11 protein-coding genes are annotated in these 11,599 nt (G+C 40.1%); all 11 read right to left on the bottom strand.

All coding sequences use genetic code 11. The features are described from left to right. Positions 1-33: 33 nt before the first annotated feature. Entirely contained in the window at positions 34-1,971 is a 1,938-nt protein-coding gene (locus BUA97_RS15720; protein ID WP_073000063.1) for a hypothetical protein, read from the bottom strand. A gap of 121 nt (positions 1,972-2,092) precedes the next feature. Further along, positions 2,093-2,626, bottom strand: a complete 534-nt coding sequence (locus BUA97_RS15725; protein ID WP_073000066.1) for a tRNA (adenine-N(6)-)-methyltransferase — start codon at positions 2,624-2,626, stop codon at positions 2,093-2,095. Between the two features lie 17 nt (positions 2,627-2,643). After that, positions 2,644-3,357, bottom strand: a complete 714-nt coding sequence (locus BUA97_RS15730) for a hypothetical protein (protein WP_073000068.1) — start codon at positions 3,355-3,357, stop codon at positions 2,644-2,646. Between the two features lie 41 nt (positions 3,358-3,398). Next, the gene (locus BUA97_RS15735) at positions 3,399-4,232 is read right to left on the bottom strand and encodes a M23 family metallopeptidase (protein WP_073000070.1); all 834 of its coding nucleotides are present in this window, start codon (positions 4,230-4,232) and stop codon (positions 3,399-3,401) included. Further along, entirely contained in the window at positions 4,229-6,223 is a 1,995-nt protein-coding gene (locus BUA97_RS15740) for a type IV secretion system DNA-binding domain-containing protein (protein ID WP_073000073.1), read from the bottom strand. Before BUA97_RS15740 ends, BUA97_RS15735 begins: the two co-directional genes overlap by 4 nt. Positions 6,224-6,260: 37 nt before the next feature. Then, positions 6,261-7,127 carry a conjugative transposon protein TraN gene (traN, locus tag BUA97_RS15745; RefSeq protein ID WP_073000129.1) on the bottom strand — a complete coding sequence of 289 codons (867 nt, stop codon included), beginning with the start codon at positions 7,125-7,127 and terminating at the stop codon, positions 6,261-6,263. Positions 7,128-7,131: 4 nt separating this feature from the next. Next, a complete protein-coding gene (traM, locus tag BUA97_RS15750) occupies positions 7,132-8,334 on the bottom strand; it encodes a conjugative transposon protein TraM (RefSeq protein WP_073000075.1) in 1,203 nt (400 codons plus the stop codon). A 34-nt stretch (positions 8,335-8,368) separates the two neighbouring features. Next, positions 8,369-8,722 carry a hypothetical protein gene (locus tag BUA97_RS15755; protein WP_073000077.1) on the bottom strand — a complete coding sequence of 118 codons (354 nt, stop codon included), beginning with the start codon at positions 8,720-8,722 and terminating at the stop codon, positions 8,369-8,371. A 1-nt stretch (position 8,723) separates the two neighbouring features. Continuing rightward, positions 8,724-9,338: a conjugative transposon protein TraK gene (gene traK, locus BUA97_RS15760; protein WP_073000079.1), complete on the bottom strand. Its 615-nt coding sequence runs from the start codon at positions 9,336-9,338 to the stop codon at positions 8,724-8,726. A 2-nt stretch (positions 9,339-9,340) separates the two neighbouring features. Next, the gene (locus BUA97_RS15765; protein ID WP_073000081.1) at positions 9,341-10,591 is read right to left on the bottom strand and encodes a type IV secretion system protein; all 1,251 of its coding nucleotides are present in this window, start codon (positions 10,589-10,591) and stop codon (positions 9,341-9,343) included. 2 nt (positions 10,592-10,593) lie between these two features. Next, positions 10,594-11,424 carry a hypothetical protein gene (locus tag BUA97_RS15770; RefSeq protein WP_073000083.1) on the bottom strand — a complete coding sequence of 277 codons (831 nt, stop codon included), beginning with the start codon at positions 11,422-11,424 and terminating at the stop codon, positions 10,594-10,596. Positions 11,425-11,599 lie beyond the last annotated feature (175 nt).

Below are 11,599 nucleotides of genomic sequence, written 5' to 3' on the forward strand. Positions count from 1 at the left end.
CCACCGCCTTCGCATAATGGTCAGGTATTTCTATTAACGTTTGATGCTTTGCTCTTTCACGTTATTTTTTTCGTGCTTATGATCCTGTTCCAGCCCTTCCAAAGGCTTGTTGGTATTCAGGCGGTTCATATCGTTGTCATAAAGTTTAAGGTTTTTGTTTTGAGGATCAAGAACAGCTTTGCCTTCCATGACCGAATCATCCTTTTTGAATTTTACTTTGACAATATTTCCTTTCTCTAAAGATTTTATGACATTTTCTTTCCATTCCGGTTTATCAAACACCAACTCCGCTTTCTCAACGATTTTGGCTGTATCGACGCCATAATTTTTGTAGAAATTCTGGAAATAATAATTGCCCTTTTCTGTTTTGGCTTGGTAGAAATCAAATTGAACAAAGGCAGGCTCTACCTGTTCACTCTTTGGATTAAGAAATTCAATCTTTACATTCCGTCCTTCCAAAAGGTTGATAGCCTCCTTCGCTGTAAAGCTATTTTCTCCTCTGATATGAAAATTGTGAGAGCGCTCCTCATTGTTCTCGCTTGTAAGCTTGGCATGATACGAATTGAGAAAAATACCACCTCTATCGGTTTTGTTGAAGTTCAGTGTAAAATCCACCTTATTACCGGGCAATACTCTGTCCGAACCGGTTTTAATTTCAAACTGTTGCTTTTTAGCGTTGATCCCATTTTCTAAATCTTTATGAAGTTGTTCGCCTTCACCGAAACCAAGATACTTCATCTGGTCTTTCAGGTATTGTACCTGGTCGAAATCTTTTTGTGTTTCCATAATTTTTGGATTTTGATTGTTATATTTTATTTCATCAATTGATAATGACCTGTATGAAGATACCCCTTCTTCATCCAGGAACATTTTGACTATTCCACCTCCCGGCAATATGGAATAGGCTTCTGCATAATGCTGTTTTTGTAGCAGGCCGTAAGCAAGTTCGTATTTATCATTCTTAGATAGGTGGTATCCATCAATGAAATCAGGCAATTGTCTCAATTGTTGTTCAGTCAGAGTATAATCTCCGCTCGTCATTCCGAATTCCATCTTTTCTAAGTAACTCTCTCTTTGATATTGGGTGATATTTAAATCTCCCAGAAGAAATTCTTTGTCTCTTTCAATATTTTTGTGATTTAGCAGATCATGTAAAGCTTCTTCAGAAAGCTTTGGGGAAAGAAGGTGTAATTGAGCTTTTTCTATAATATCATTTTCTGCAAAGATTTTAAATTCATTCAGGCTTTTTGGAGTTTCACCTTGTTTTACAATACCGGTCCACTCATTATTACCAAACGATAAATGGTATTCCTGAGTTTGGAGATCATAACTGTAATAGCTGTGCCCATCTGGACTCACCAGGGAACCACTCCCGTATTCATAATCATTCCAATTCCACCCCTTAGGCAAATCGGACACGTTGATTAGATTTTCTTCGAAATCTATATCTGAAAAGAGTTTACCACCTTCTTTTTTTATTTCAATTTTATAATTGTGATAATGCAAAGCCTGCCGCTCGTCAATTTGTGTATTGGTCAATTTTAAACTTAAATCAGTCCTGTCATACAACTCTTTCGCCCATATATCGGAAAGGAACTTCTGTTTTGCCGCTTCGTTATCTACATATATTTCTGTAAAAGCATTATTATCCTGAATGATTAAGACTTTAGTATTTGCTTCCTGTTTTCCGATAAATTGAACCAGTCCGGAAGTGCTTTTAATATCAATTTCTACGGGAAACTCCTTATTTGAATTTGAGATAATCTTCACACTATAGGGCTGGCTTGCACTGAATCCGTTCTCTTTTGATTTGTAGATCTGCATAAATTTTCTCTCCTTATCGGAAAATTTCTTTTCTCCATCTTGAAAGAACAACTCAGCAGGTGTGCTTTCCATTTCTTTTACAAAATCTTTATAGGCTTTGGTTTTTGGAGTAATTATCCTTTCAAACCATGACAATTCTTTTTCCATTTGCGTTTTATAATTTATTAAAACATTAAAATTGTTCTATCCTCTAAAATTCCTTTTATTCTTATTCTTTCGAGAGTACATCTCAATCACAACAGCGTAACTAACGACAGAATAAAACGAGTTAATTATTGCAGTTGGCTTTCGTTTCATTAATTTTTTCCATTATTAATTGCTTAGGCAAAAAATTCCAGCAATAGTAACTACTGCTATAGGTAATCTTATTGTTTACTATTCCTTTACAATTGAATTTGATTCTTTGATCGAACATCAGCAATTGCAACTCCTTTTGCATAAAAAGTTGTTTGGGCGCAGCATCATTTAACCAGGTATTTGACATCAATAATGCAAAAGGCTTATTGAAATTCAGACATCTTTCAAAAATTTTTCTTTTGTTGGTAAAAGGAGGGTTCGATATGATAATATCCCAGTTTTCAGGTTCATATGTGTAGAAATCCTGACCACTATCAATATGCGAAAACACGACTTTATTTGTTTTGCTGATCTCTTTTACAAATTCGCTTTTTTGTGTATCAAATGGGCACCAGACAACACTATTTTCCGGTATATATCTGAGGATAGGTATTACCGCATATCTGGGGGTATGGCATTCGTCATTATTCCCCGAAGAATATAAAATTTCATTACTTTTCATCATCACGACTATATAAAAACTTATCTTCCTCTACGTTTTGACTTTTGTAAATCTTCTTCCTGTTCCCCACTTTCCTCGACCATTCTGTTAGCCTTATCGTATAGATCTGGGTCATCTACATTTAACCGAATATTAGATTTTGCTCGCTTTTTCATTTGACCCATATCTTGTGAAATTCCATCTACGGTATCAATCTCACCCGAAATGATGTTTATATCATTTCTGATTTCCTTGGCAATTTCAGGATATAAGTCTATTTTATCGTACAGGAAATTTTTCAGATTTTGCAGTTCGTTTTTATAGCGGTTTAGCTCCTGTATGTCTTTTTTATCAGCAATAATGGCGGTGAGATCAGGAGCGTTTTTGATAAGATCTAATTCCTTTACAGTGTTGGTTTCTTCATCAAAAACAAAAGCCTGCTTTGAAAAGCTTAATCGTGTAGAATTCCCATTGTCATTGTATTGTGCCCTTGTTTCAGAATACTGAATTTGATCCTTGCTTTTTTTTAGAATTTCCGAAAGGCTTTTGTCCCGTTCCAGAAAGATGACCTTCAGCTGGGTATTGTTATCGGTGAGCTGAAAAGTAGCACGGTTCCTGTCATTATCAGCGACGATGGTATAGCCCCTCAGAAACTTCTGGACGTCGTCAGGACTTAACTTTTGGGAAAATGTAAGGTCTTCGTTGATGATGCCATAGGTTTTGAGGTCTTCGGTCGGTAAATTGTGATTTTCCATATGATGATGTTTTTTATGTTAGAGTGTAAGACTATTTAGTGTTAATAAGATGCAGCAAGCCAATGATTTGCTTCGATAAGGTCATTGAGAAAACGGATAGGATTGATGTAATTCCCATTCTCTCTGACCGCAAAATGCAGGTGCGCACCGGTAGAATTTCCGGTATTGCCGCTTTTGGCAATGATAAATCCCGCTTTTACCAAATCTCCTGTTCTGTAATAGAATTCTGAGAGATGCAGGTAAGACGTTTCAAACCGGTTGTAATGTTTTACTTTGATGTAATTTCCACCGCCTTTTGGATCCCATCCTGTTGCAGTAACCATTCCGTCCATCACGGCGTACACATTCTCATAATGAGCTTTAAGATCAATACCATTATGCATTCTGGCTCTTCCAAGCAGGGGATGTATTCTCATTCCATAAGGCGATGTCACGGAGACAGGCCTGCTTAATGGCATTGCGATCTTTGATAACTTCAGTTCTCCGGTTTCATTTTCAAAGCCATTCTTTGTTAGATTACTAGTTCGTTTTTGTTCATTAATAACTACCTGACTTTGGCGCTGTAAAATCAGCGAATCCTGGATTTTTTGTATTCTCCATTTTTTGTTGTTATTTTCTGAATTCTCTTTGATCATTGTTTTCAAAGAATCCAGTTCTTTTTTCAGGTCTGCTTTGGAGGTTGTGTTAAAAATAGCCTTCCAGAATTTTTTGTCGCTTTTCTGCTTCAAATCCTTAGTCTCATCCGTCTTCTCCACAATTGGAAGATTCTCTGTTTTCTTAGGCTGGATGGGTATAAGGGTATTGAATTGCCCATACACAAAGCAATGAAAAGAAAAAAACAAGGCGATAAAGCAGTATGTTGTAAGCGTTTTCATGAGGCTGATTTTATAAATTCATTCACGATGAGCTCCACTTCCTTGTTGATCTTCCGGAAATTGCTCATCAGTACTTCCTCTTTGCGGTTAACTCCCCTTTTATCCAGAAATGAATAATAGATCGGCATCGGAGCATAGTTTCGCTCTTCTTCTTTAATGGCTTTCATATCCAGATTGATCTTTCCGTGAATCGCTGATGTCTTGTATTCGTCGGTGTCGTTTTCTTCCCCTTGCGCGATCATCCCAACCATTTCCCCGGTTTTTAATGCGGCTATTTTTCCGGCCGGAATCATGTGGTCCATTTTCTCATTGATGCTGGTCGTTGTTCCCTGTTGTGATATGGACTGTGAGTAAGATTTCTGCTTGATTTTTCCAAACAGTTTTTCCAGCCAGTCCAACGTATTTTTATCTCTTGCCGAACCGGATAGAATATTTCCGACAATGGCAGAAATAGTGTCTGCTACTTCCTTTTTGTAAAATTGCCGAAGCTGTGGAATTTCCTGAAGCCCTAGTAATACAGCGACCCTGTTGCTTCTAGCTGTAGCAACAACATTGTCGATCTTATGGATATAAATGGTTGGAAATTCATCGGCAATAATACCTCCCGGCAGGTTGTGCTTGGAATTGATCAGGCGTAAAGTGCGGTTTAAAACCGATGAGTATAATGCGGAATTAATATCTTGCGTACCGGGGTCTGAGGCTAAAATCAGGATGGACGGATTTTCCCTGTCAGTAATTTTCAGTTCCACTTCATCACCTGAAAACACCCAAAAACTTTCTTTAGTTGCTAACCTGGAAAGAAATATCTTTAGTGTTCCGATCTGTCCTTCCAGTTGATCAAAAGCTTTGTTATCATACGCTGTTTTGAAGGGAGAAAGCAATGACCCTATTTCCTCATTAGTAAACAGCGTGTCAAAGATTTCCTGATAGCTCCGATTCATAAAAGAGAGGATATGCGGCAGGTCTGAATATTTCCCGTTTTCCAGAGTAGCAAAAAAATAAATGCAGGATGACAGGAAGTTGATCGCAGATTGGGTGAAGAACGCATCCGATCCTCCGCCGGAACTACTTCCGCCTTTCTGTAATGAAGACACCATTGATTCTGCCATTTCCTGTGCTTCCGCCAAAGTTTGGATATACTTTTTATGAAACGGATTGACCCGTTTAGATCTTTCAACCTCGTTTAGGTTTATGATGTGAAACTGATAGTTGTATTTCGATTCTCTACTTTTTTTAATCAGATAATTATAATAGGCGATCTTCGCTAAGTCTGGAAACTTAAAATCATAAATGCATAAGCAGAAGCCTTTTGCAATCATCTGGCGGATGGCCGGATTGATCACCCCAAACGACTTTCCGCTTCCCGGTGTTCCGATTACGGTCGTACCCCGAAACGGGTTGATGTTGATCCAGCCCTTATTGATTTTACCGTTATATCTGAATAAGTAAGGAATATTAATGCTTGTCTCGGTATTGACCAGTTCCCTATTCTGGTCAAAAGATTCTTCCTCGACATTCCATCGGTCTTTCCCCATTTTCTGCTGCATTAGCTTAGAGATGCTGTCTGCACCCATTTGTAGGATAACAGCCCCAAGAAAAGAGAGACTCGCATAGATGACCTGGTACAGGTTCATCCCGGGAAATACTTTCGAAAGTTCTGTATTTCCTGCTTCGTTCTGCCAAAATAAGGCGCAAAACATCATTGCCAGTCCCAATACCATTGGAGCAATGATTTCCTTTGCTACATTGAGATCTTTCTTTTTCTTAGCCTTCGTTCCGATAGCAACCAATCCGATCAAAATGAGTGTGGCAAACTTGGCATTAATGGGTGGATATATAAAGCTCATCTTCGAGAAGTTCTTCAATAGATTGGAGATTACCGGAACATTTGCATTCAGGTAAAAAAGAGATGCACAATCCAATACAACGACCGCATAAACCGCCTTTTGTAGGAATCCGTAGATCTTTATCTGATGTTGTTGTTCTTGCATTTTTTTTTAGTTAAAAAATTAGGTCAGGCCTAGCCTGCTAGAAGGTATCTGCTTTAAGAATATCCGAATAGTTCACTTTCATTTCGATGGTCCTTCCGGATAGCTGTTCTTCGATCAGCCGTATCATCATCACCTTGGAGTTCGGATAGGTAAATTTTTTGAATACATAAATATTTCTGAAGTTTTTCCTGAAATGTTTTTGAGGATTCAGCTGAAATACTGGGGTCATTTCAATGCTTTGATTGTTGGTTGCCTTATGGATCTTTTTATCTTCTATGGAAAACTTGAGGGCTTCCAAGTCGTAGCTCAGGTTGGAAGTATTTTTAAAGGTCATATCCAGAAAGATGTAATCACCCATGACATATACATTGTTAAGCTGCATACTGAGATTCAGGTTGTTTTCTATTCTGACAGGCTTTTTGTCAGCGTTCTTCTGAATGATGTCCAAGGCAAATTGTCTGAGTTCGCGGTTTGAGAAGATCATTTTGTCAAACTCGATAGGCTGCATGGCATCAGGCTGAATGTGGATGTTGGTAATGGTATTAAGGTTATCGGGGCTTCTATAGACCGCTTTATACTGCGCGATGAAAGACTGACCGACAACCGTTATAATCCCCACTGTATCTCCACTGAAAAAAGGGATGGATTGTTTCTTTTTGTCCTTATTAGATATAGTATTATCGGTAATTTTAATTCTTGCGATATTGCTGGCAGGGAGATCTCCGGTCAGTTTCTCAGTGGAAAGATCAACATATTGAATGGGTTCCGGTGAGATTATGTGAAGGTTGATCCCTTCCGTGATCTCAAGTTCCGATAGGTCAGAAATGATCTGCTCAGGGGTGGCGGTCTGGGCAGTTAACAATGGTGCGGTGAACAGCAGAAGGCTGTATAGTAAGGTTTTCATCATTTTATTTATTTTGCTGGTTTTGTGATTCTTTAAGCTGTTTTTCGTCGATCAGGAATACATAGGAATTGTATTTCAGTTTCGCTTTATTGGTTTTGATGAGATTAGCAATTGATTTGGAAGTGGATGTGAACAATTTGGAACCGATGCTGGTAAAAAATCCCTGTCCGCCCATATCCATTTGTGTTCCCTGAACTGAATTGCTGCCCATTTCACGGATCATATCGCGGAATACACTCTGGGGAACATACAAACCCTTCATCCCGTCCACATCATAGATGTAGAGGTTGACCGGAAAAATCTCTCCGTGGGTGAACACTGATATGATCTTAAGATCAACCCTTTGCATGGAGAATCCGGAGATCTGCCCATAGAGAATGGAACCTTTACTAATTTTACGGTTGCCCACAAAAATATCTTCCAATAGTCTGAACCTGATTCTGCTGCCGAGAAAGCCTTTATTGTTTTCGTCAATGACCGCTTTGATAAAGCTGTTTTCCTGCTCTTTATAGAATGCATTGAACACACTGTTGATTCCTGATTTGCTGACATTGAAGGTCGAATTAAGAAATTCTTCCATCTTTTCCTTATTGGCTTTGAGCCGTTGTTCTGCCGCCAGTTTGTTTTGGTACTCCGGGTCTCTGGCTTTTTCCAGGGAATCCATGACAAGCATCTGTTCTTTTAGGTATTTGACGGGATCTGGCTGGACAGATTGATTTTTTTCTTTTGGTGTATCAGCGTATTTATTTTCCTGATTTCCATACGATTTATCATTGAGCATCCGGATTATTTCTGCCGACCTTTTGTAATCCTTATCCTCACTATGCTGCTTTGGGTCATAGTAGGATGAAGGATTTCCTTTGGCCTGGTATTGATTCTGTCTTGAGGATACCGCTTGCAGGGAATCAATCTTTCTTTTTTGTGCTAACGACAATTGGTCATCATAACTTAAGAGACTGTCTTGTTCCTTATCCAGTCCTCCCAACATCGTACGGTTGTCATCTTTTTTGAAAAATGCATCGTAGGCATCATTCTTATTCATAATCGAATCCTTGGTTTCTCCCAGTGAAAGGGAAAGTTCTTTGGGTTTGTCTTTAGGTTTATCCTTTTTGGTGAACTCCGCACCGACGTAGCCGAAAAGAAGCAGGAACGGCAAAGCCAAGAGCGGAAGCACATATTTTTTCTGTTTGAAATTAATTTTCTTCATTGCGTTTTGATTTTTAGATAAATTGCCTCCGGTGCTACCGGTTATTTTTTAACTGCTGGAATCGGTTAAATAGAAACTCTATTCTCAGGCTGTCCTCTTTTTGTAAAGCATTCCGGTCTCTTTTTTCTTTCAGCAATTTCAGCTCATTGACGATCTTTTCCATTTCCCTATCCTGAACAGAAGCTGTATTCTGACTGATCCCATTATTGGAATAGAGAACCGGAGCTTTGATGGTAAAGGTCTTTTGGGAAGGAAAGAAAATTCCCTGTATCAGCGAGCCTATGAATGAGACCGAAAGAAAGATCATCGAATACACAAAGAACTTTTTCGGATTTTTAGCCACGCGCTCCAGCCATTTCTGTCCGGTTTGTTTTGTAAAAGCATTCATTTTAATACGAATTTTTGGTTTGATTGGAGAGTTCCTCGTTATCGATGATGCGCCAGTTCTTCAGCAGAACTCCGTGAGGATTGTTGGGGCTTCGGATGATGTCCTCAAAAAATCCTTCAGTGACCAGCTTCCGAGTGATAACCGAAGATTTTCTGGTGATCATCTGCTTTCCGAAGAATTGAAATTTGTTCTGCTCCATATTCAGGGTAATCGAATCGGCGTGGATGCTGACCATTGAGCTTGAAGCTACGATCTGGTTGTAAAATCCTTTTTCCTTGAGGTTGGTATATTCCTTCTTTCCGCTGTCATCAATGAGATACAGAGACTTCTGAATGTTCTCCTTGATGTAGGCATCATCGGGAGCCAATGTGAAAAAAAGGCGGTGGAACAATTCGATCTGGGCTTTGTATTCAACCGGCCGGTTCAATAGGACATCCGTTTGCTTAGCCAATACCGGAACCCCATTATCCAGAACATAAATAGATTTGCGGGAATCCTGGATCATCCGATAGGAAAAGAAAAACCCGGCAATGACAATGAATATGGCAAAGCCAATAGCCGATAATGAAACGATCTTATTGATCTTGATTCGCTGTTCTATATTTTTGATAAGCATCTTTATTTCTTTTTGTTATTCATTGCACTACTCACCCTACCTGAAGCAGTACCTGACGCAGCTGATCTGGCAACCGATGCCGCTGCTGCTGCACCTCCTGTTTTCACAGTCAGTACCGCTGTTTTGGCACTACTTACCACTTTTCCGGCCGCATTTTTCATTTTTGTCATCGCACCCGCTCCGCCTGCAGTTACAATCGTATCAGCAATTGTCGGGGTCATCAACACCCCGATACCCGTCACGATGTAAGCAACACAGGTAAAAAGCTGATTGTAGATCATCCCGGAATTACTGACATAGACCATTAAGGCATCCAGGTTGGTCACTGTTCCGTTTGTGAGTAAAGTATCGTAACGTTCGATCTCCATCGTGTAGCCTGAAGCAATAAGCTGCTGTCCAATATTGATGATGGTGTAGGCCACAAATGTGTAAAGGTTGATATTGATGAATTTGGATACCCAGCTGTACAACGAATTTTCAAAGCCCGGAACGAGGGCCATTCCGACTGCAATGGGACCTAAAATGATGAGAATATATGCCCAGATCTTCTGGATAAAGAATATGAGGTAAACACAAATCCTGAGAATGGAAAGGCAGACAAACTCGATCACCTCGGCGACCAGTTTCTGCATCTGGAACTGCATCCTGATCTGCCATTCCTTGATAGGCTGCAGCAGCTTATCAATTCCGTCACTGATATCAAACCACGAATCGTCTGCATCTTTTGAAGTATTGTTAATGATCTCCTGCTTGGCATCTTCCTCGGCATTGAGCTTAATGACCGCATCCAACAATTGCTGTTGTTTTTTGAACCGCTGAACCCTCAGGTCATTGACCTCGGATTCGATATCGCTGAAAATAGCAATGCCGGGTTCGGCGATGGCCTCGAATGGTGCCTGTATCAGATTGACAAATCCCGTCCAATAGACTAAGGTAAATCCAATAAGGATCGGTTTAAGCATCGGGGTAATTTCCCATTCCCGGTCTCCGGCGGCCATCTGCCAGCCCATATAACCGAGATACATCAATGCACCGAGCCCTCCGATGGCTCTTCCTACAAGTGCGGAACCTTGAGCGCTGTCCTGAATACTGGTGTCCAGCTTGGTGAAGACCTCCATAAACCACTTTTCAAAGGCGCCATCACCCTTCAGAAACTGAAGCAGGTTGCTGTAATCACCATCGGTCTGCGCAAAGCCCATTATTGGAAGTACTATTGCGCAAAGGCAAAAAATTAATTTTCTATTTTTATTCATCTCTAATATCGATATTTATATTGCTGTATGACATTTTGAACAATTCCCTTGTCTGAAGCGGGTGTCCATGGTGTTGGCAATGCGGTTGGCAAATGGCTATTCAGGATGTTTTTATAATCGAGAAGCAGCATCGTTCGGTTATTGTACCTTCTCAATTCCTTCACAAATGTCCGCCACCGGATCAGCGTTTCGTGATACATAATGAAGCGTTTTCCTCTCGGCATATCTATTGAGCGCGACATGGAATATTTTTCCTTGATCAGGTCCAGTTCTTCCTGTAATCTTTTTAAGGTGCCGGTAGTTTTGAGTGCTTCGTAAGTTGGTTCGTCATTCAGTCGCCATTCGGTAAAGTTCTGCGGCGTGTCCGGAAATTCGGTGATCGGTTTGAGCATTCTTTTGTAATAGAGCAGCCATAGCGGGTCTGCATCGACTGTGGCCGAAGTCCAGTGTGCCAGATCCTGAACACTTCTTTTGTAGATCGTATCGGATGCAGCATTGATCTTCTTAGCGTCTTCTTCCTGGAATTTTAGCTGTGCGAAACGTAGATTTTGTTCACCGCTAGTTTTCAAAGGACGTATATCTGCTCCTTCTTTATAATGTCTGTTGATGCTCGGAGACCACATCCCCCAAACCGTTGCATAAGCGAAATTGGTCTGGATACCCAGGAAATATTTCGGATATGGCCGCCAGTCGCCCCAGCTTTCAAAGGTCATCCGTTTGTGCTGTGCTACAATTGAAGGATCGTTCAGCCTCTTCACACTGACCTGTCCGAACATCAAAAAGCAGGCGAACATAAGTTGTAACAGCTGTATTTTTTTCAATACTGTTTCCATAATGATTAATTGAAGATGTATTTGTATTTAGTCATGATATCTCCGACGATGGACCTGTCGACATTGATGTAATTCCTCACAACCGGAACCTGATACAGGTATGGGATCTTTTTGGCGTTTTCAAGTCTCAGAATGATATAGAGGATATTCCCATGGATAATCCTGACGCGAGTAA

The organism is Epilithonimonas mollis (genome assembly GCF_900142325.1).
In the GTDB taxonomy this organism is placed as follows: Bacteria; Bacteroidota; Bacteroidia; order Flavobacteriales; family Weeksellaceae; genus Epilithonimonas; species Epilithonimonas mollis.

Coding starts and splice junctions, on each gene's coding strand:
- BUA97_RS15720 (WP_073000063.1), bottom strand. CDS start 1,971: ATGGAAAAAGAATTGTCATGGTTTGAAAGGATAATTACTCCAAAAACC.
- BUA97_RS15725 (WP_073000066.1), bottom strand. CDS start 2,626: ATGATGAAAAGTAATGAAATTTTATATTCTTCGGGGAATAATGACGAA.
- BUA97_RS15730 (WP_073000068.1), bottom strand. CDS start 3,357: ATGGAAAATCACAATTTACCGACCGAAGACCTCAAAACCTATGGCATC.
- BUA97_RS15735 (WP_073000070.1), bottom strand. CDS start 4,232: ATGAAAACGCTTACAACATACTGCTTTATCGCCTTGTTTTTTTCTTTT.
- BUA97_RS15740 (WP_073000073.1), bottom strand. CDS start 6,223: ATGCAAGAACAACAACATCAGATAAAGATCTACGGATTCCTACAAAAG.
- traN (WP_073000129.1), bottom strand. CDS start 7,127: ATGAAAACCTTACTATACAGCCTTCTGCTGTTCACCGCACCATTGTTA.
- traM (WP_073000075.1), bottom strand. CDS start 8,334: ATGAAGAAAATTAATTTCAAACAGAAAAAATATGTGCTTCCGCTCTTG.
- BUA97_RS15755 (WP_073000077.1), bottom strand. CDS start 8,722: ATGAATGCTTTTACAAAACAAACCGGACAGAAATGGCTGGAGCGCGTG.
- traK (WP_073000079.1), bottom strand. CDS start 9,338: ATGCTTATCAAAAATATAGAACAGCGAATCAAGATCAATAAGATCGTT.
- BUA97_RS15765 (WP_073000081.1), bottom strand. CDS start 10,591: ATGAATAAAAATAGAAAATTAATTTTTTGCCTTTGCGCAATAGTACTT.
- BUA97_RS15770 (WP_073000083.1), bottom strand. CDS start 11,424: ATGGAAACAGTATTGAAAAAAATACAGCTGTTACAACTTATGTTCGCC.